We start from the raw sequence: 19,536 nt of genomic DNA, 5'->3' as shown, positions 1-19,536 counted from the left end.
CTCCTCGGAGCGTGGAAAGCATGATCTCCGGACGGGACCGGGTCGGGCACGCTGTTGGGTATCTGAGGGTACGGACTTGTTCCTGACCTCAATGCCGACCCCGGTGCACTCAGGCCGTACTGGTCTGGGGTGATGGGTGGTTGGTCGTTGTTTGAGAACTGCACAGTGGACGCGAGCATCTGTGGCCAAGTTTTTAAGGGCGCACGGTGGATGCCTTGGCACCAGGAACCGATGAAGGACGTGGGAGGCCACGATAGTCCCCGGGGAGTCGTCAACCAGGCTTTGATCCGGGGGTTTCCGAATGGGGAAACCCGGCAGTCGTCATGGGCTGTCACCCGCTGCTGAACACATAGGCAGTGTGGAGGGAACGCGGGGAAGTGAAACATCTCAGTACCCGCAGGAAGAGAAAACAACCGTGATTCCGGGAGTAGTGGCGAGCGAAACTGGATGAGGCCAAACCGTATGCGTGTGAGACCCGGCAGGGGTTGCGTATACGGGGTTGTGGGATCTCACTTGACCGGTCTGCCGGCCGGTCGGCGAGTCAGAAACCGTTGATGTAGGCGAAGGACATGCGAAAGGTCCGGCGTAGAGGGTAAGACCCCCGTAGTCGAAACGTCAGCGGCTTGCTTGTGAGACACCCAAGTAGCACGGGGCCCGAGAAATCCCGTGTGAATCTGGCGGGACCACCCGTTAAGCCTAAATATTCCCTGGTGACCGATAGCGGATAGTACCGTGAGGGAATGGTGAAAAGTACCGCGGGAGCGGAGTGAAATAGTACCTGAAACCGTGTGCCTACAAGCCGTGGGAGCGTCGCTATGCAGCTTGCTGTGTAGTCGTGACTGCGTGCCTTTTGAAGAATGAGCCTGCGAGTTTGCGGTGTGTTGCGAGGTTAACCCGTGTGGGGAAGCCGTAGCGAAAGCGAGTCCGAATAGGGCGTTTTAGTAGCGCGCTCAAGACCCGAAGCGGAGTGATCTAGCCATGGGCAGGCTGAAGCGGAGGTAAGACTTCGTGGAGGGCCGAACCCACCAGGGTTGAAAACCTGGGGGATGACCTGTGGTTAGGGGTGAAAGGCCAATCAAACTCCGTGATAGCTGGTTCTCCCCGAAATGCATTTAGGTGCAGCGTCGTGTGTTTCTTGCCGGAGGTAGAGCACTGGATAGGCGATGGGCCCTACCGGGTTACTGACCTTAGCCAAACTCCGAATGCCGGTAAGTGAGAGCGCGGCAGTGAGACTGTGGGGGATAAGCTCCATGGTCGAGAGGGAAACAGCCCAGAGCATCGACTAAGGCCCCTAAGCGTACGCTAAGTGGGAAAGGATGTGGAGTCGCAGAGACAACCAGGAGGTTGGCTTAGAAGCAGCCACCCTTGAAAGAGTGCGTAATAGCTCACTGGTCTAGTGATTCCGCGCCGACAATGTAGCGGGGCTCAAGCGTACCGCCGAAGTCGTGTCATTCCAGCATATACGCCCAACGGCGGCTGGGATGGGTAGGGGAGCGTCGTGTGCCGGGTGAAGCTGCGCCGGAAGGCAGTGGTGGACGGTTCACGAGTGAGAATGCAGGCATGAGTAGCGATACATACGTGAGAAACGTGTGCGCCGATTGACTAAGGGTTCCTGGGTCAAGCTGATCTGCCCAGGGTAAGTCGGGACCTAAGGCGAGGCCGACAGGCGTAGTCGATGGATAACCGGTTGATATTCCGGTACCCGCTGTGAAGCGTCAAACATCGAATCCAGTGATGCTAAGGCCGTGAAGCCGCCCTGATCTCTTCGGAGTTGAGGGGAGTGGTGGAGCCGCCGGCCCGATCTGGTAGTAGGTGAGTGATGGGGTGACGCAGGAAGGTAGTCCAGCCCGGGCGGTGGTTGTCCCGGGGTAAGGGTGTAGCCCGAACGATAGGCAAATCCGTCGTTCATGAGGGTGAGACCTGATGCCGAGCCGATTGTGGTGAAGTGGATGATCCTATGCTGTCGAGAAAAGCCTCTAGCGAGTTTCATGGCGGCCCGTACCCTAAACCGACTCAGGTGGTCAGGTAGAGAATACCGAGGCGTTCGGGTGAACTATGGTTAAGGAACTCGGCAAAATGCCCCCGTAACTTCGGGAGAAGGGGGGCCACACCTGGTGATGATCTTTACGGTCTGAGCTGGGGGTGGCCGCAGAGACCAGCGAGAAGCGACTGTTTACTAAAAACACAGGTCCGTGCGAAGCCGTAAGGCGATGTATACGGACTGACGCCTGCCCGGTGCTGGAACGTTAAGGGGACCGGTTAGTCACTCTTCGGGGTGGCGAAGCTGAGAACTTAAGCGCCAGTAAACGGCGGTGGTAACTATAACCATCCTAAGGTAGCGAAATTCCTTGTCGGGTAAGTTCCGACCTGCACGAATGGCGTAACGACTTCTCGACTGTCTCAACCATAGGCCCGGTGAAATTGCACTACGAGTAAAGATGCTCGTTTCGCGCAGCAGGACGGAAAGACCCCGGGACCTTTACTACAGTTTGATATTGGTGTTCGGTTCGGCTTGTGTAGGATAGGTGGGAGACTGTGAAGCGGGCACGCCAGTGTTCGTGGAGTCGTCGTTGAAATACCACTCTGGTCGTGCTGGATGTCTAACCTGGGTCCGTGATCCGGATCAGGGACAGTGTCTGATGGGTAGTTTAACTGGGGCGGTTGCCTCCCAAAGGGTAACGGAGGCGCCCAAAGGTTCCCTCAGCCTGGTTGGTAATCAGGTGTTGAGTGTAAGTGCACAAGGGAGCTTGACTGTGAGACTGACGGGTCGAGCAGGGACGAAAGTCGGGACTAGTGATCCGGCGGTGGCTTGTGGAAGCGCCGTCGCTCAACGGATAAAAGGTACCCCGGGGATAACAGGCTGATCTTCCCCAAGAGTCCATATCGACGGGATGGTTTGGCACCTCGATGTCGGCTCGTCGCATCCTGGGGCTGGAGTCGGTCCCAAGGGTTGGGCTGTTCGCCCATTAAAGCGGTACGCGAGCTGGGTTTAGAACGTCGTGAGACAGTTCGGTCCCTATCCGCTGTGCGCGTAGGAGTCTTGAGAAGGGCTGTCCCTAGTACGAGAGGACCGGGACGGACGAACCTCTGGTGTGCCAGTTGTCCTGCCAAGGGCATGGCTGGTTGGCTACGTTCGGAAAGGATAACCGCTGAAAGCATCTAAGCGGGAAGCCTGCTTCGAGATGAGGACTCCCACCCCCTTTGAGGGGTTAAGGCTCCCAGTAGACGACTGGGTTGATAGGCCAGATATGGAAGCCCTGTAAGGGGTGGAGTTGACTGGTACTAATAGGCCGAGGGCTTGTCCTCAGTTGCTCGCGTCCACTGTGTTGGTTCTGAAACCACGAACAACCCCATGCCATGGTCACGGCATGGTGCGGTTGACAGTTTCATAGTGTTTCGGTGGTCATAGCGTGAGGGAAACGCCCGGTTACATTCCGAACCCGGAAGCTAAGCCTTACAGCGCCGATGGTACTGCAGGGGGGACCCTGTGGGAGAGTAGGACGCCGCCGAACTAATTGTAGAGAAAGCCCCCGTGCCATTCGGCACGGGGGTTTTCTGCGTTTAGGGACGTTTCCCGTCCTACGACGGCCGCACCAGCTTCGTGTCGTACGCCAGAATCACCGCCTGCACCCGGTCCCGTGCGCCCGTCTTCGCCAGGATCCGGCCCACATGCGTCTTCACCGTCGACTCCGCGAGATGCAGCCGGCCCGCGATCTCCGTGTTCGTCCAGCCTTGGCCGATCACCGTGAGGATCTGCAGCTCGCGGTCCGTCAAGGACGACAGGAGCGGATGCTTCGCCGGATCGGCGGAAGTGGGATCGCCCTCGTCGCCCGTCCCTGACGGCAGCTGGTGCGCGAACGTGTCCAGGAGGCGGCGCGTCAGGCGAGGCGCCACCACCGCGTCGCCCGTAGCCACCGCACGTATCCCCGAAAGCAGCTCCTCCGGCAGGGCGTCCTTGATGAGGAACCCCGACGCCCCCGCCCGCAGCCCCGCATACGCGTACTCGTCCAGGTCGAACGTCGTCAGGATCAGGACCCGAGTGCTCGACCCGGACGCGACGATGCGACGCGTCGCCTCGATACCGTCCATGTCCGGCATGCGCACATCCATCAGGACCACATCCGGACGCAGGCCGGACGTCATGCGGACCGCGTCCGCGCCATGGCCGCCCTCCCCGACCACCGTCATGTCGTCCTGGCTCTCCAGGAGCATGCGGAAGCCGAAACGCTGCAAAGGCTGGTCGTCGACTATGAGGACGGTCGTCACTGAGCGGATTCCTTAAGTGGGAGGGGAGCGGAAGCGCGCGGGAGATGGAGCCGGACCTGCCAGCCCCGCTCCGGGTGCGGGCGCGGGCCGGCCTCAAGCGTGCCCGCGTACAAGGCGGTTCGTTCCCGCATGCCGGTCAGGCCGCGGCCGCCGTCCGACGGCGCACCGCCCTGCCCGTTGTCCGTGACCGACACCGACACACCGTCCGCCGCGTACGAGACGTCGACTGTCGCCGTCGCCCCCGCACCCGCGTGCTTCATCGTGTTCGTCAGGGCCTCCTGCACCACGCGGTACACGGTGAGTTGCTGGCCCTGCGGAAGGGAGTCGGCGCGGCCGTGGAAGGTGCTGCGGACCGGCAGGCCCGCCGAGCGGACGCCTTCGATGAGGCGGTCCAGGTCGGTGAGGGCGGGCTGCGGGGCCAACTCGGCGGTCACCGGGGCCTCGTCGCGCAGGACGTCCAGGAGGCGGCGCAGCTCCGCGAGGGCCTGACGGCTCGTGGAGCCGATGGCGTCCAGGGCCTGCGCGGCGCGCTCGGGGGACTTCGAGGCCGCGTACTTGCCGCCGTCGGCGAGGCCGGTGATGACGGACAGGTTGTGGCCGATGATGTCGTGCATCTCGCGGGCGATGCGGGTGCGTTCGGCGGCCGCGGCGAGCCGCGCCTGCTGGTCGCGCTCCACCTCCAGCTGGCGGGCGCGCTCGACCAGGGCGCGGGTGTGGTCCTGCCGGGAGCGCACCGCGATGCCGAGGAGCGCGACCAGGGTGTACGCCCACACCTGCGGGACGATCTGCTGGTCCCAACTGCCCTTCGGATAGCGCACCGTGCCCACCACCAGGGGCGCCAGCATCAGCACCCCCGCCCACCCCAGCGTCTTCAGGGGCAGCCGCAGCGCGATGTTGAACAGGACGATGAGCTGGACCAGGGCGATCTGGAGCATCGCGCCGGACGCGCTGTTGACCATGCCGAACCCCACCATGACGGCGAGGACCGCCATCGGACGGGTGCGGCGCGACAGCAGCGGCAGCGACATGCCGAGGGTCAGGGCGGCGACGAGCCAGCTGGGGAGGTCCGTGTTGTGCGCGATGTTGCGCCAGCCGCCGCCCCAGTAGTCGATGCCGGCCGCCACGACGAAGAACCCCGTCACGAGCAGGTCCCAGACCAGCGGGCGGCGCCCGTCGAAGGCGCGCGCCCGCTGTGTCAGCCGCTGCACGTGCCGGGTGAGCGGGTGCTGGTCCACGTCTTGGGTCACCGGCTCATCCTCGTACACGTACTGGATCTCGTACATGCGCGGGAGACTCACACGTCCCGGCGCCTGAGCAGGGCCGACGCCGCCACGAGGAGGGCCGCCGCCCACAGGGTGAGGGTGAGGAGGCCCGTGCCCGCGGACACGCCGTTCTCGACGGGGGTGATCGAGCCGAGGGACTCGGAGGCCTGCGCGGGGAAGTACTTGACGGCCGTGTCGATCGCGTCGAGGGGGAGCGTGCCGAGGACCTCCGGCAGGACGAGGACGGCGCCGACGAACGCGCCGATGCCGCCGGGCACCGAGCGCAGGAGCGCGCCCAGGCCGAGGGCGATCAGGCTGAGCAGCGTGATGGCGGCGGCGCTGCCCGCGAGGGCGCCGAGGACGCCGGAGTCGGTGAGCGACAGCTCCTTGTCGGTGCCGGCGAGCCAGATCTGGGCGACGAGGAACGTGCCGACGTTCGTGACGAAGGACAGCGTGAAGGCGACCGTCGCGAAGACCGCGGCCTTGGACCACAGGACGGGTCCGCGGCGCGGGACGGCGGTCAGGGAGGCGCGGATCATGCCGTTCGCGTACTCGCCCGCGGTGACGAGGATGCCGAGGACGGCGAGGCAGATCTGGGAGAGCTGGGTGCCGAAGAGGACGAAGACGACCGTGTCGATCTCGGAGTCGTCGCCGTCGTAGGTGGAGCCCATGGTGATGCCGACGGCGAGGACCAGGGCGACCGCGGTGATCAGCGTGATCCAGGTGGTGCGCAGGGTCCACAGCTTGTGCCACTCCGAGCGCAGGACGCGGGTCGGGGTGACGCGGTACGGGCTCCTGGTGGGCGCGGGGGTGGGCGGGGTGAGGGTGTCCGTGGTCATGCCGCGGCTCCTTCCAGGGGCGTGCCGTACTCGACGGAGTCGTGGGTGAGGTCCATGAAGGCCTGCTCCAGGGACACGCTCTGCGGGGTGAGTTCGAACAGGGGGACGGCGTGGGCGGCGGCGGTGCGGCCGATGTGCTCGGCGTCGGTGCCGCGGACGTCGAGGGTGCCGGGGGCGTCGCTGGTGATGGTCACGGCGGGGCCCGCGAGGAGCTCGGCGAGGCGGGCGGCGGCGGGCGAGACGACCTTCACGGAGCCGGAGCCGGAGTCCCGTACGAAGCGTTCGACCGTGGTGTCGGCGAGCAGCCTGCCGCGGCCGATGATGATGAGGTGGTCGGCGGTCACGGCCATCTCGCTCATCAGGTGCGAGGAGACGAGGACGGTGCGGCCCTCGGCCGCCTGGGCCTTGAGGAGGTTGCGGATCCACAGGACGCCCTCCGGGTCCAGGCCGTTGACCGGCTCGTCCAGGATGAGGGTCGAGGGGTCGCCGAGCAGGGCGGCCGCGATGCCGAGGCGTTGGCCCATGCCGAGGGAGAAGCCCTTCACGCGGCGGCCCGCGACATCTCTGAGGCCGGTCGTGGCGAGGACGTCCTCGACGCGGGAGCGCGGGATGCCGTGGGTGTGCGCGAGCGCCATGAGGTGGTGGTACGCGGAGCGGCCCGGGTGGATCGAACGGGCCTCCAGGAGCGCGCCGACCTCCGTCAGGGGAGCGTCGTGCGTCGCGTACGCCCGGCCGCTGATCGTGCAGCGCCCGGCCGTCGGCGCGTCCAGGCCGAGGAGCATGCGCATGGTCGTGGACTTGCCGGCGCCGTTGGGGCCGAGGAAGCCGGTGACGGTGCCGGGGCGGACCTCGAAGGAGAGGTCGTCGACGGCGGTCTTGGGGTTCTTGCCGCCGTAGCGTTTGGTGAGTCCGTGTGCCCGAATCATGGCTCGATGGTCGCGTCGGGGCGGGTGCGGGCGCGTCGGACCGGGGTCTCCTCGTCGGGCGGTGCGTAGTACCGGGGTACGACGGCGGGGGCGGTGGCCGCCGAGGCGGCGGACGAATTGCGTTGCGCGCGGCGGGCCGTCCGCTCAAGATCGGTGTATGGAACACCTCATACGCCCCGTGCGCGCCGACGAATGGCGACAGGTCCGTGAGCTGCGGCTCCTCGCCCTGCGGGACCCGGCCGCGCCGGTCGCCTTCCTGGAGACGTACGAGAACGCCGTCGCGCGGCCCGACGACTTCTGGCAGGACCGTGCCGCGGGCTCCGCCGCGCCGGGCGGCGCGGTGCGGCAGTTCATCGCGGAGGGGCCCGACGGCGTCTGGGCGGGTTCGGTGACGGTCCTGATCGAGGAGCCGGGTACGCAGGGGTTGCTCGGCTCGGGCCCCTCGGTGCGGCAGGCGCATCTCGTGGGCGTCTTCGTGCGGGCCGAGCACCGGGGCACGGGGGTGACGGAGGCGCTGTTCTCGGCCGCCGTGGGCTGGGCCCGGGCCGTGGACGGCGAGGGGGCCGGGGTGGAGCGGGTGCGGTTGTTCGTGCACGAGGACAATCCGCGCGCGGAGGCGTTCTACCGGAGGTTCGGGTTCGTGCCGAGCGGGGAGGTCGCGCCGGTGCCGGGGGATCCGGGGGCGCGGGAGCGGGAGATGGTGTTGGAGCGGGCGGTGGTGTAGCCCGGCCCGGGCGGTGGTTCGGTCCGACTCGGTCTGGTCCGGACCGGTCCGGTCCGGCTCGGTCCCGGCTCGGCCCAGCTCGGGTGTGGGCTAGCCCGTCAGTTCGTCGTGGGGCCAGCGGGCGCGGCCCTGTTCGCGGGAGCGGAGCAGCGCCAGCGTCGGCATGCCCCGCTCCGGTCCGGTGGCGAGCAGCTCCGGCAGTTCCGGGAGCGGGGCGACCGCGGCGACGTCGTCCAGGACGAGCGTGATTGGTGGGTCGAGCCGACCGGAGGATGACCGTTCGGCCATGCGCCGGCCGTGCTCGACCACGCTGGAGGCGAGTGCCGTCAGGAGCGGCATCGTGCCGGGGTTCGTCTTGGGGTCCTCGATGGCCTCACCCACCACAAAAAGCGTGCCCCCTTCATCGATGAAGGAATCCAGGGTGAGGGCGTCAGTTCGGTTCGGCGTGCAGGATTCCCGTACGTTGACCGTGAACAGGGCGGAGAGGGCGCGGGCCGTCAACTCCTGCGCGATGTCCCGGCGTTCGGGGTGCGCGGTGAGGGCCGACTCCAGTTCGCCCGCCGCGCCGGAGGCCGCCTTGGGGTGGGTGCGCAGGACGCGGACGGCGTCCTGGACCTGGGTGCCCTGGGCCCAGCGGTGGACGTGCTTGATGTTCCGGCCGTCGATGGCCGCGGCGTGCAGGAAGCTGCGGAGCAGGGTGTCCGCGGTGTCGGCCACTGCGGTGTCCAGCTTGGCGCTCGGCCTTATCGGGGCGAGGAGGGATCGTGCCCGGTGGGCGGCTGTCTGGTTGTCCTCGCAGCCGGTGGTGGGGGGCCAGTGGAGGCGGGCCGGGGTGTCGCAGAGGTGGGAGGGGTCGTAGACCAGGACGGGGCCGAGCTTGGCTCTGGCGTCCTTGGTCTCCTCCCAGAGGGTGGGGTCCGAGGTGATGATCAGGGCTGCGGATTCCGCGTCCGCGATGGCTTGGGCCGCCAGGGGGCGGCGGGTTTCTGGGGTTCCCAGTACCAGGGGGGTACGGGGGGTGGGGACCGTGGGGGTCTTGGTGAGGTCGGTGGTGGGCGCCGCCGAGGCCGCCGGGGCGGGGGGTGTCGTCGGGGCGACGTCGGCCTGGGTGCCCTGCGTGGGCGGGGCGGGAGTCGGTGTCGGGGCGCCCTCGGCGTGGGCTGTGCCCACCCGTTCCGCCCTCTGGGCGGACCAGCTGCCCACAGAGGGGGCAGTTGGAGTGGGAGCCGGGGCCTCCTGGAGTGGGACGTCCCGCGCCGTCGGTTTGGTGGCATCCAGCCGTCGGGCTCTGCGTACCGCTCTGAAGCGGGTCACCGTTCCCATCACGAAGACCGTCAGGACGATGAGGATCATGACCTGGCCGATGAGGAAGCCCCAGAAGAGGCCGTAGCCGGAGAGTTGGGTGGCGGGGGTGTCGGGCCAGGCGCCGGAGACGTCGTGGGGTTCCTGGGCGAGGTGGCGTACCGCCGGTGGGGTCTTGCCGAAGGTGACGCCGTCCGGCCAGGAGCCGTGGGCCCACAAGGCGGCGATGCCCGTGGAGGACCAGGCGAGGACGACCATGCCGAGCACGAAGGCGAGGCCGCCCACGAGCAGGCCGTCCGGCACGCCGCCGCGTCCGCCGGTGCCCTGCCCGGCGGGGCCGTGCCCGGAGCCGTGGCCGCCCGGGCCCTGCCCGTGCCGTTCCTGCGCCATGTCACGCCACCGTCGAGCGGGAGCCGGAGGACCCGGCGGGTCCGTCGCCCATCTGCTGTTCCATGTACGCGGCCCTTTCCTCCGCCTCCCGTTCGGCCGCCGCGAGGGCGTCGTCGGCGAGCAGGTCGCTCGCGGACTCCGTCATGGCGCGGTCGGTGAAGACGAGGGGGCGTTCCGTGTCCGTGATGAGGTGCTTGACGACCTGGACGTTGCCGTTGACGTCCCAGACCGCGATGCCGGGGGTCAGGGTGGGGATGATCTCGACGGCCCAGCGGGGCAGGCCGAGGACGCGCCCGGTGGCGCGGGCCTCGTCGGCCTTCTGGGCGTAGATGGTGCGGGTGGACGCCATCTTGAGGATGGCGGCGGCTTCCTTGGCGGCGGCGCCGTCGACGACGTCGGAGAGGTGGTGGACGACCGCGACGAAGGACAGGCCGAGGCGGCGGCCGAACTTCAGCAGGCGCTGGAAGAGCTGCGCCACGAAGGGCGAGTTGATGATGTGCCAGGCCTCCTCGACGAGGAAGATGCGCTTCTTCCGGTCGGGGCGGATCCAGGTGTGCTCCAGCCACACGCCGACGATCGCCATGAGGATGGGCATGGCGATGGAGTTGCGGTCGATGTGGGAGAGGTCGAAGACGATGAGGGGGGCGTCGAGGTCGATGCCGACGGTCGTGGGGCCGTCGAACATGCCGCGCAGGTCGCCGTCCACGAGGCGGTCGAGGACGAGGGCGACGTCCAGGCCCCAGGCCCGGACGTCGTCTATGGCGACGTTCATGGCCTCGGCGGACTCCGGTTCGGGGTGGCGGAGCTGCTCGACGATGTCGGTGAGGACGGGCTGGCGGTCGACGATGGTCTCGTTGACGTAGGCGTGCGCGACCTTCAGGGCGAAGCCGGAGCGTTCGTCGAGGCCGTGGCCCATGGCGACTTCGATGATGGTGCGCAGCAGCGCGAGCTGGCCCGTGGTCGTGATCGCCGGGTCCAGGGGGTTGAGGCGGATGCCCATGTCGAGGGCGGCCGTCGGGTCGAGCCGGATGGGGGTTATGCCCAGCTCCTGCGCGATGAGGTTCCACTCGCCGACGCCGTCCTCGCCCTGGGCGTCGAGGACGACGACCTGGCGGTCCTTGAACCGGAGCTGGCGCAGGACGTACGTCTTCTCCAGGGCGGACTTGCCGTTGCCGGACTCGCCGAGCACCAGCCAGTGCGGTGCCGGGAGCTGCTGGCCGTACAGCTGGAACGGGTCGTAGATGTAGCCCTTGCCGGAGTAGACCTCGCGGCCGATGATCACGCCGGAGTCGCCGAGGCCGGGCGCGGCCGTCGGCAGGTAGACCGCCTGGGCCTGGCCCGTCGACGTGCGCACCGGCAGGCGGGTGGTCTCGACCTTCCCGAACAGGAAGGACGTGAACGCGTCCGTGAGGACGGTCAGCGGGTCCCGCATCGCACCTTCACACCCCTACCGTTGAGGTTCATCGCCGGATGCCGGTCGCGAACGGCAGCGTGTTCACAAATGCCCGGTGGTGCTCGCGGTCGCACCACTCCAGCTTCAGATACGACTTTCCGGCCGATGCCCTTATCGTCCGCTTGTCGCGGGCGAGGGCTTCGGGGGAGCGGGACGACACCGTGATGTAGCCGACCAGGTTGACGCCCGCGGCGCCGCTGGCCAGGTCCTCGCCGCGCTGGTCGAGGCGGGAGTGCGAGGCGATGTCGCGGGGGTCGACGGTGCGGTTCATCTTGGCCTGGCGGCTGGCCTCGGCCTCGTCGTTGGTCTTCTCCGTGAGCATCCGCTCGATGGCGACCTCGGTGGGTTCCAGGTCCATGGTGACGGCGACGGTGCGGATGACGTCGGGCGTGTGGACGAGCAGCGGGGCGAGGAAGTTGACGCCGACGGGGGTCATCGGCCACTCCTTCACCCAGGCCGTGGCGTGGCACCAGGGGGCGCGGGTGGTCGACTCGCGGGTCTTCGCCTGGAGGTACGTCGGCTCCATCGCGTCCAGCTCGGCGGGCCAGGCGTTGCGCTTGGTCATGGCCTGGAGGTGGTCGATGGGGTGGTCGGGGTCGTACATGGAGTGCACGAGGGAGGCGAGGCGGCCCTGGCCGAGGGGCTGGCGGACGCGGATGTCGGCTTCCTGGAGGCGGGAGCAGATGTCGGTGAGCTCGCGGGCCATGACGACGGCGAGCCCGGCGTCCTTGTCGAGCTTCTTGCCGCCTTGCGGCCGGGAGGCGCGGGCCATGGCCTGGGCCTCGGCGGCGAGGTCGCGGGAGTAGTGCATGCAGGCGACGAGGTAGGCGCGGTGCTGCTCGCTGCTGGTGGAGACCATCGACTGGAGCTGTTCGTAGCTGTGCTGGAGCCAGGGCAGCGCGCGGTCGTCGCCGCGCGCGGTGACGTCCTTGGCGTGTGCGTCGGGGTCGGCGGGCAGCGTACGGGCGAGCATCTGGATGCGGGTCACGAAGCCGTCGCCGTTGGCGACGTGCTTGAGGAGCGTGCCGAAGCGGTCGACGAGGGCTTCCTGGTCCTCGCTGTCGCGCAGGCCGACGCCGGGGCCCTCGATCTCGATGGCGGCGGTGACGGTGCGCCGGTCGGCGTGCAGGAGCACGGCGATCTCGTCCGGGCCGAAGGGCGCGGCGAGCCAGTTGATGCGGCCGATGCCGGGCGGCGGGCCGATCTCGACCTCGCGGCCGTCGAGGCGCACGCCGGCCTCGGCGACGCCGGAGCGGTAGGCGGTGCCGCGCCGCAGGGAGCGCTTGAAGCTGCGGTTGATCTCGAACCACTTGTAGAAGGTGCGGCCCTTGAAGGGCAGGTACACCGCCGCGATCGCGATCAGGGGGAAGCCCATGAGCAGCAGGATGCGCGGGAAGAGGAAGGGGATGAGGATGCCGCACATCATGCCGAGGAAGGCGCCGCCGATGATCAGGGCGATCTCGCCGGTCTCGCGGTTGCGGCCGATGATGGCGTTCGGCCGGGCGCGGCCGATCAGATAGGTGCGGCGGGGCGTGACCGGTGGGGACACATGGGACTGGGTCGTCAACGCCCTTCACCTCCAGTGCTGTTCGTACCGCCGCGGTTGCCCGCGTGCGGGGTGTTCGAGGGGCTTGTACGGGGCGGGGGTGCGGCGGAGGGGACAGTTCCGCCGCCGTTGGGGGAGCCCGAGCGGTGGCCGTGGGTGGACACGCCGCTGCCGACGGCGTTGGCCGTGGCGGGCTGGGGCGGGGCGTCGCCGCCGCCCGCCTTGCCGCCGCCGGCCTTGCCGCCCGAGCGGGCGCTGTGGGTGCGGATGCCCTGGGCGACCCAGGCGGCGGGCGAGTTGAGGGCGGTGGCGGCGCGGTTCTCGGCGCCGCGCATGAGGCGGTTGTTGCGGGTGGCCATGATGTCGTCGCCGAAGCCGGGGACGAAGCGGTAGATGGAGGCGCTGGCGAAGATGGCGAGGAGGATGACGGAGAGCCCGGACACGACGGCCGACAGCGAGTCGGGTCCGTCCTCGCCCTGGAGGGCGCCCGCGATGCCGAGCACGATGACGATGATCGGCTTCACCAGGATGATCGCGACCATCAGGCCCGCCCAGCGGCGGATGCGGCCCCAGGTGTTCTTGTCGACGAGGCCCGAGTAGACGACGGTGCCGAGCAGCGCGCCGACGTACAGCATGGCGGCGCGGATCACCAGCTCCAGGCAGAGGATGCCCGCGGCGGCGATGGACACGGCGGACACCACGATCAGCATGATCGGGCCGCCGCCGATGTCGGTGCCCTTGTCCAGGGCCTGCGAGAACGTGCCGAAGAACTTGTCGGTCTCGCCGCCCACGGACTTGGCGAGCACCTCGGAGATGCCGTCGGTCGCGGACACGACGGTGGCGAGGATCAGCGGGGTGAACGCCGAGGCGAGCACCGTCAGCCACAGGAATCCGATGGCCTCGGACAGCGCGGTGAGCATGGGGACGCCGCGGATCGCGCGTTTGGCGACCGCGAGCAGCCACACGATCAGCGTCAGGACGGTCGACGCGGCGAACACCACGGCGTACTGCTGCAGGAACTTCTCGTTGGTGAAGTCCACCGCGGCGGTGTCGTTCACGTACTCCGTGAGCTTGTTGACGATCCAGGACGCGGCGTCGCCGAAGCCGCGGGCGAGGGAGGAGAGCGGGTCGAGCTTGGAGAAGGCGCCGTCCTCGGCGGGGGACTTGGGGGTGCCGCTGTCGCCGCCTTCGCCTTGTTCGCAGTACTTCTTGGCGGGGCCGTGGATCAGCGCGCAGGGGTCGTCGGGCTCGGCCGCGGCGCGCGTGGCGAAGAGGAGCACGGCGGTCTGCACGGCCGCGACGGCGGCGGTGACGGTGAGGACGGGACGGCGGCGGCTACCGGGCATACGTGAACCCTCCGTACCCTTCGACCGCCTTGGCGATCTCGTCGGAGTTGGACGCGCGGTCGTCGCCCGGGACGGGGGCGGGACCTTCCTTCTGGGAGTGCGTGGTGATCTTCCAGTCGCCGTCGACCCACTCCAGCTTCATGGTGATGGTGAACCAGCTGCTGGTGACCGGCTTGGTGGACTGCTCCCCGGCGAGGCCGAGCAGACCGCCGCACCAGGCGGAGACGGTGGCCTTGCCGTCGGCGAACTCGGTGACCTTGGTGCCGATCGGGCTGGTCCTCGAGACGAACTGGAAGCCGCTCGGTGTGCTGCCGTCGGCCTTCAGGCCCACGTTCTTGAAGAAGTCCGGGGTGTACGCCTTGTCGAGGTCCGCCTGGAATCTGCCCACGCTGGCCGGGGCCATGATGGCGTTGAGGATGCCGTCCCGCTTGGACTTGTCGAACATCTCGGCGGAGCCGAGCGCCACGGCGTAGTTGGCGGCAGCACTCTGGGCCCCCTGCTGGGTCTTGGCGTACCCCGAAGCGATGCCGGCCGCACCCTGCCCCTGCACCGGCTTCTCCCCCGTAGGCGCCGTAGGAGCCGCCTCCGTCCCCTTCCCGCCCCCGCGCCCTGCGTCCCCGCCCCCGTCGGACGACGAGTCGTCGCGGTTGGCGAAGGCGATGGCGGCGATGAGGAGGACGACGACGCCGATGACGGTGACGACGCTGCGGGAGGGGGAGCGGCCCGCGGAGCGGGCTGGTCTGCGGGAGCCGTACCCGTCGGCGCCGTCGCCCTCCGGGAGCCGCGTCCGGGTCTCGCCCGTGCCGCCGAAGAGGTCATCGTCATCGCTCATGCCGCGTACGTCCCCTCAACCTCTTGCTTGACCGCGCTATCCGCCAGGTGCACCCGGTACGACGGTAGCCGGGCCGGCTCCCGCGCGGGCGCGGTGTGGTGACTGGACATCAGGGAGTTGCAACCTCAGCCGGTGGGCGCGTCGGACGGGGGAGAACCCGGTGGCAGCCGGGGAACGGGTGTCAGACCGCCATGCCGTACACGATGGTGAACAGCGTGCCCAGCGAGCCGATGATGAAGACGCCGGTGAGACCGGCGATGATCAGGCCTTTGCCCTGTTCCGCGCTGAAGGTGTCGCGCAGGGCCGTCGCGCCGATGCGTTGTTTGGCGGCGCCCCAGATCGCGATGCCGAGGCACAGCAGGATGGCGACGGCCATCACCACCTCGATCATCACCCGCGCCTCGTTGCCCAGGCTCCCGAAGGGGCCCCAGTCGGGGGCGATCCCACCGATGATGGTGTTGATGTCGCCCTTCTCGGCTGCCATAAGCATGTGTAACTCACCGCCCCTAGTGGGTTGTTCTCGCGCCTCTGCCCGCCTCTGCCTACCCAGTGCAGAGGACGAGGCTCATTCTCGCTGACAATCGGTCCGGCGCGTGCCGCCTTGACGTCATTTGTTGGCCGACTTCGCACGTTTCGTCGTACGCAACCCGCGTAGGCGTTCGGCGGCGGCCGCAGAACGCTCTACGCAGTAACGTATGGTCACTCTGTGTATCACGCGGGGTGACGCCGGGCAATGAATGTCCGGCGTGGCCGCTGACGTCAACTCAGGCGGGCCCGGGGCGGGGCTTCCAGACGGGGCGTCAGGTCCGGGGCGAGAAGTCGCCGAAGCCGCCGCGGACGACGTAGGCGCAGTCCGTGTAGCGGTAGCCGCCCTGCACCTTGGCGCCGTCGCTGTGGTCGCGGACCAGGTTTCCGGCGCCGGTGCCGCGCTTGTAGAGGAAGTGGTACTCACCGGCGGGCAGCCGCAGGGTCTTCTGCGGGTAGCTGCGGCCGCTCGCCTTGCAGGCCTTGGCGCGCCCTTCGGACCTGCTGCTGTACGTGGTGCAGCCGAGGCAGGGGCCGAGCTTGACGCTGCCGGTGGCGGGTCCTGTGAAGAGGACCTCGACGGCGCTCGGGCCGTCGTTCTTGATGACGAACTCCTGGCCGGAGCCGGGCCCGCGCTGCGCGGGCAGCCTGCCGCCCGCCTGCGGGCGTGCGGCGGCGACCTCGGCGGCGATGGCGATGGTGCGGGCGCGCTTGCTCCTGGAGCCGTCCTTGTACGTGTCGGCGTAGCCGGAGAGGGTCTTGGCGGCCTCGGTGTAGCGGCCGTCCTTGAAGTCGTCGACGCCGCAGGCGTAGCTGCCGGACCGGATGGTGCCCGCGGTCTTCGCGCGGAGCGAGGAGGCGGTCTCGCCGGGCAGGGTCTCGGCGGTGGTGCGGATGGCGCGCAGCTCGGTGGTGGCCGAGCAGGGGTCGGGGCCCGTCAGCTCGTCGGCGCGCTCGTCGATCGCGGCGCGGATGCCGGGGACGACCTTGGCGGCGGCGTCGGATTCGGGGAAGGTGCTCATCAGCTCCCGCAGGTCGGAGCCGCCGCCGGTCTTGCCGAGCGAGGTCATGCCGCAGGCGTAGAAGGAGTCGGCGAGGCGGTTGTCGGGCCAGGTGGCGAGGCGGCCGAGGCGGTCCTTGCCGAGGCTGTCGGGCAGGGTGCGCAGATACTTCAGGGGCTCGATGGCCTCGCAGTACTGGCGGTCGGCGTAGGGCGCGGCGACGGACTTGTAGTACGTGTCGAGGCGGTCGGGGACGCGGTCGGCGGCGCGTGAGCCGGCGTGGTCGCGGACGAGGCCGCGGTAGGTGCGGAGGGCGTCGCGGTACTCGCTCTCGGTGGCCGTGAACGGGCGGCCCTCCTGGGCCTTGACGAGCCGGTCGGCCTTGTCGAGGCGGTCGAGCAGCATCTGTTCGACGGCCTCGTCCTGCGCGGAGTCGTAGGCGAGCGCGCCGGACGCGGGCACGGCGAGCAGGACGACGCCGAGTCCGGCGGCGAGGGGTGCGCGCAGCCGCCAGCCGATGGGCGCGCGGCGGGCGCGGCGGGCGGCGTCGGCGGCGGCGAGCACCAGCACGACGACGTAACCGAGGAGGGCGCCGCCGGGGACGCCGTCGACGTCGGCGGGCAGGGCGACCAGGAGCAGCGCGGCGGTGGCCGCCCAGCACAGGGCGGCGGGTATCCAGGCGCGGATCAGTACGTACCCGAGGCCGAGCCCGGTCAGGTTGAGCAGCGCGGCGGCGACGGGCCGCAGCGGCTCGGGCGGGCCGGGGTCGGGCGCGGGCGCCCGAGGCGTGACCGGGGGTTCGAGGAGTTCGGGGGAGCCGTAGGGCGAGGCGGGCGGGGCGGGCGTGCCGGGCGGGGGCTGCTGGGGCGGGCCGTAGGCGGGCGGCGGTCCGTAGGCGGCCGGGGCGGCGGGTGGGGCGGGTTGAGCAGGCTGGGCGGATGGGGCGGGCGGGGTGATCGGGGCGTATGCGGGCGGTGGGGGAGGTGCGGCGGGCTGGGCGGATGCGGCGGGCGGTGCGGGCTGGCCGGGCTGCGTGGGTGTGGCGGGCGGCGCAGGTGTGACGGGTGTGGCGGGCGGCGCAGGTGTGACGGGTGTGGCAGGCGGCGCAGGCTGGGCGGACTGCGCGGAGGCGAAGGGCGGTGCCGGTGCGGTGGGCTGCGCGGGCGGGTGCGGTGCGGCGGGCGGAGCCGATGGCTCGGGTGCGGAGGGCGGGGTCTGCGCGGCCGAGGGCTCGGGTGCGGCGGGTGCCGCAGGCGTGGCGGGTGCGGAGGGTGCCGCAGGCGTGGCGGGCGTGGCCGATGGTGCGGGCCGCGCGGGCGTGGCCGGGGGCGGGCCGGAGCTGCCCTCGGTCTCGTCGGGACGACGGTCCTGAGGCTCGTCGGGACGACGGTCCTGAGGCTCGCCGGGACGGTGGTCCTGGGGCTCGTCTCTGGGCTCGTCGCGCGGTCCATCGGTTGCCAACGTCGGCTCCCCCCAGCCGTAGGACGCACACCTCGATCACGGATGTGCGTACGGGCCGGCTCTCCCCATCCCCATGGGCCGACCCAACTCCCCTACCATTCCGCCTAAGTTGGCGCTGCGTCAATCGCCCGTCACGGGTGGTTTCCACTCCGGCGCGCGCCGGAGCGGGCCGGGTGCGGGCGTCGGCCACGCCGTGCGTCGGCCGACCCCTCCGGCGGGGCCCCCGCCCCTACACTGAGGCCGGGCGGACTCCCGGTGGTAGAAGGGCGGTTGACGGTGCGTAAGGCATGGCTGCTCGCGGGCGTCGCGTTCAGCGGGTCCATGGGATTCATGATGCTGCTCGTCGTCGGGACCTTCGTCGCGGCGGGGAGCCTCGCCGAGCAGTCGGGAGGCGGCGGCAACGTCGGCCTCGCCAAGGGCGCCGTACCCGCCTCGTACCAGCCGCTGGTGCAGAAGTGGGGCAACCTCTGCAAGGCCATCAACCCGGCCCTGCTGGCCGCCCAGCTGTACCAGGAGAGCGGGTTCAACCCGCGCGCGCAGAGCCCGGCGGCGGCGCAGGGGATAGCGCAGTTCATCCCCGGAACCTGGGCCTCGCACGGGCTCGACGGCGACGGCGACGGCGACCGGGACGTGTGGGACCCCAAGGACGCCATCCCGTCCGCGGCCTCCTACGACTGCAAGCTCGCCAAGTACGTGAAGGACGCGCCGGGCGACCCGACGAAGAACATGCTGGCCGCGTACAACGCGGGTGCCTACGCCGTGATCAAGTACGGCGGTGTGCCCCCGTACCGCGAGACGCAGAACTACGTCAAGATCATCACGACCCTGGAGAAGAGTTTCGCCCGGCCCATCGACCGCGTGAACCCCTCCCAGCAGGCGGCGGGCGCCATCTACTACGCGCAGAAGAAGCTCGGCACCGAGTACCTGTGGGGCGGCAACGGCACCGCCGACCAGGGCGGCAAGTTCGACTGCTCCGGCCTCACCCTGGCCGCGTACCGCAGTGTCGGCATCACCCTGCCGCGCGTGGCCAACGACCAGTACAACGCCGGGCCGCACCCCAAGCGCGAGGAGCTGCTCCCCGGTGACCTGGTGTTCTTCTCGGACGACCTGACCGACTCGCGCGCCATCCGGCACGTGGGGATCTACGTCGGCGGCGGGTACATGATCGACGCCCCCCGGCCCGGCGCGGTGATCCGCTTCGACCCGGTCGATACGCCGGACTACTTCGGAGCCACGCGAGTCACCAAAGATGGCGCAAAAGCGCTCCCCGAGAAGCCGGTGGAGAAGCTCGTGGAGCGGCCAGGAGGGAAGCCCGGGAAGTCCGAGAGCTCTGAGAAGCCCGGGAAGACGGAGGAGAGCCCGGCGGAGGAATCGGAGCGGCCCGGGGGCTCGGAAGTGGATCCCGAAGGCCCTCCCGCCGAGGAACCTTCCGGTTCGCCCTCGGGAGGGCCCGCGGCCCGTCCCTCCGGGCGGCCGTCGGACGGGGGCGTCGAGGTCTGACGGAGACCCGCGGCACCGCTCGATCCGGTGCTCGCGGGAGGGCGCTCCGGAGCGGAGCGGAGGGCGCGCGCACGGCGCGCGCGGCGCCCGAGCTGGCTTGAACCCTCCGTTGAAGCAGCCCCCTGAGCTGCGGCGATGAATCTCTCTTCGATAACGTCTGAGT

12 protein-coding genes, 2 rRNA genes and 1 pseudogene are annotated in these 19,536 nt (G+C 69.4%); 4 read left to right on the top strand and 11 right to left on the bottom strand.

Annotation, left to right across the window (positions count from 1 at the left end):
* The first annotated feature begins 183 nt into the window (after nucleotides 1-183).
* Nucleotides 184-3,306 (top strand): 23S ribosomal RNA (locus AB6L24_RS23385).
* An 89-nt stretch (nucleotides 3,307-3,395) separates the two neighbouring features.
* Nucleotides 3,396-3,512: ribosomal RNA gene (rrf, locus tag AB6L24_RS23380) — 5S ribosomal RNA — on the top strand.
* 67 nt (nucleotides 3,513-3,579) lie between these two features.
* On the opposite strand, the gene AB6L24_RS23375 is transcribed toward rrf, so the two are convergent.
* From AB6L24_RS23375 to AB6L24_RS23360, 4 genes are read right to left on the bottom strand one after another with little or no spacing between them, the layout of a single operon-like run.
* Nucleotides 3,580-4,266, bottom strand: coding sequence for a response regulator (locus AB6L24_RS23375; protein ID WP_405658058.1), 687 nt, complete (start codon nucleotides 4,264-4,266; stop codon nucleotides 3,580-3,582).
* On the bottom strand, nucleotides 4,263-5,549 hold the full coding sequence (locus AB6L24_RS23370) for a sensor histidine kinase (RefSeq protein WP_405658055.1): 1,287 nt from the start codon (nucleotides 5,547-5,549) through the stop codon (nucleotides 4,263-4,265). Before AB6L24_RS23370 ends, AB6L24_RS23375 begins: the two co-directional genes overlap by 4 nt.
* An 11-nt stretch (nucleotides 5,550-5,560) precedes the next feature.
* Nucleotides 5,561-6,367: an ABC transporter permease gene (locus tag AB6L24_RS23365; protein ID WP_405658052.1), complete on the bottom strand. Its 807-nt coding sequence runs from the start codon at nucleotides 6,365-6,367 to the stop codon at nucleotides 5,561-5,563.
* A complete protein-coding gene (locus tag AB6L24_RS23360) occupies nucleotides 6,364-7,293 on the bottom strand; it encodes an ATP-binding cassette domain-containing protein (protein WP_405658049.1) in 930 nt (309 codons plus the stop codon). The genes AB6L24_RS23365 and AB6L24_RS23360 overlap by 4 nt, the downstream gene beginning before the upstream one ends.
* Before the next feature lie 157 nt (nucleotides 7,294-7,450).
* Between AB6L24_RS23360 and AB6L24_RS23355 the strand changes: the two genes are divergently transcribed.
* The gene (locus tag AB6L24_RS23355) at nucleotides 7,451-8,017 is read left to right on the top strand and encodes a GNAT family N-acetyltransferase (protein ID WP_405658046.1); all 567 of its coding nucleotides are present in this window, start codon (nucleotides 7,451-7,453) and stop codon (nucleotides 8,015-8,017) included.
* Nucleotides 8,018-8,107: 90 nt separating this feature from the next.
* Here the strand turns inward: AB6L24_RS23355 and AB6L24_RS23350 are convergent, their stop codons facing one another.
* The 7 genes from AB6L24_RS23350 to AB6L24_RS23320 all read right to left on the bottom strand — a co-directional run bounded on the left by AB6L24_RS23350 (nucleotide 8,108) and on the right by AB6L24_RS23320 (nucleotide 17,873).
* On the bottom strand, nucleotides 8,108-9,709 hold the full coding sequence (locus AB6L24_RS23350) for a type IV secretory system conjugative DNA transfer family protein (RefSeq protein ID WP_405658043.1): 1,602 nt from the start codon (nucleotides 9,707-9,709) through the stop codon (nucleotides 8,108-8,110).
* Between the two features lies 1 nt (nucleotide 9,710).
* Entirely contained in the window at nucleotides 9,711-11,141 is a 1,431-nt protein-coding gene (locus AB6L24_RS23345) for an ATP-binding protein (RefSeq protein ID WP_030363591.1), read from the bottom strand.
* A 28-nt stretch (nucleotides 11,142-11,169) separates the two neighbouring features.
* Nucleotides 11,170-12,729: an SCO6880 family protein gene (locus AB6L24_RS23340; RefSeq protein WP_405658040.1), complete on the bottom strand. Its 1,560-nt coding sequence runs from the start codon at nucleotides 12,727-12,729 to the stop codon at nucleotides 11,170-11,172.
* Nucleotides 12,726-14,054, bottom strand: a complete 1,329-nt coding sequence (locus AB6L24_RS23335) for a hypothetical protein (protein WP_405658037.1) — start codon at nucleotides 14,052-14,054, stop codon at nucleotides 12,726-12,728. The genes AB6L24_RS23340 and AB6L24_RS23335 overlap by 4 nt, the downstream gene beginning before the upstream one ends.
* Entirely contained in the window at nucleotides 14,044-14,886 is an 843-nt protein-coding gene (locus AB6L24_RS23330) for a hypothetical protein (RefSeq protein WP_405658034.1), read from the bottom strand. Before AB6L24_RS23330 ends, AB6L24_RS23335 begins: the two co-directional genes overlap by 11 nt.
* A 181-nt stretch (nucleotides 14,887-15,067) precedes the next feature.
* Nucleotides 15,068-15,376, bottom strand: a complete 309-nt coding sequence (locus tag AB6L24_RS23325; protein ID WP_030363595.1) for a hypothetical protein — start codon at nucleotides 15,374-15,376, stop codon at nucleotides 15,068-15,070.
* A gap of 310 nt (nucleotides 15,377-15,686) precedes the next feature.
* On the bottom strand, nucleotides 15,687-17,873 hold the full coding sequence (locus AB6L24_RS23320) for a hypothetical protein (protein ID WP_405658031.1): 2,187 nt from the start codon (nucleotides 17,871-17,873) through the stop codon (nucleotides 15,687-15,689).
* 276 nt (nucleotides 17,874-18,149) lie between these two features.
* Between AB6L24_RS23320 and AB6L24_RS23315 the strand changes: the two are divergent.
* Nucleotides 18,150-19,151: pseudogene (locus AB6L24_RS23315) on the top strand (NlpC/P60 family protein); the annotation flags it as partial.
* Nucleotides 19,152-19,536 lie beyond the last annotated feature (385 nt).

Origin of the sequence: Streptomyces sp. RK9 (assembly GCF_045070545.1) — a bacterium.
Taxonomy (GTDB): domain Bacteria; phylum Actinomycetota; class Actinomycetes; order Streptomycetales; family Streptomycetaceae; genus Streptomyces; species Streptomyces alboflavus.
The sequence above is the reverse complement of the archived record's forward strand: the minus strand, read 5'-3'. Positions and strand labels throughout refer to the sequence as shown.

What these genes read in the sequence shown, in the direction of transcription:
- AB6L24_RS23370 (WP_405658055.1), bottom strand. Translation starts at nt 5,549, where the DNA reads ATGTACGAGATCCAGTACGTGTACGAGGATGAGCCGGTGACCCAAGAC.
- AB6L24_RS23365 (WP_405658052.1), bottom strand. Translation starts at nt 6,367, where the DNA reads ATGACCACGGACACCCTCACCCCGCCCACCCCCGCGCCCACCAGGAGC.
- AB6L24_RS23360 (WP_405658049.1), bottom strand. Translation starts at nt 7,293, where the DNA reads ATGATTCGGGCACACGGACTCACCAAACGCTACGGCGGCAAGAACCCC.
- AB6L24_RS23355 (WP_405658046.1), top strand. Translation starts at nt 7,451, where the DNA reads ATGGAACACCTCATACGCCCCGTGCGCGCCGACGAATGGCGACAGGTC.
- AB6L24_RS23350 (WP_405658043.1), bottom strand. Translation starts at nt 9,709, where the DNA reads ATGGCGCAGGAACGGCACGGGCAGGGCCCGGGCGGCCACGGCTCCGGG.
- AB6L24_RS23345 (WP_030363591.1), bottom strand. Translation starts at nt 11,141, where the DNA reads ATGCGGGACCCGCTGACCGTCCTCACGGACGCGTTCACGTCCTTCCTG.
- AB6L24_RS23335 (WP_405658037.1), bottom strand. Translation starts at nt 14,054, where the DNA reads ATGCCCGGTAGCCGCCGCCGTCCCGTCCTCACCGTCACCGCCGCCGTC.
- AB6L24_RS23330 (WP_405658034.1), bottom strand. Translation starts at nt 14,886, where the DNA reads ATGAGCGATGACGATGACCTCTTCGGCGGCACGGGCGAGACCCGGACG.
- AB6L24_RS23325 (WP_030363595.1), bottom strand. Translation starts at nt 15,376, where the DNA reads ATGCTTATGGCAGCCGAGAAGGGCGACATCAACACCATCATCGGTGGG.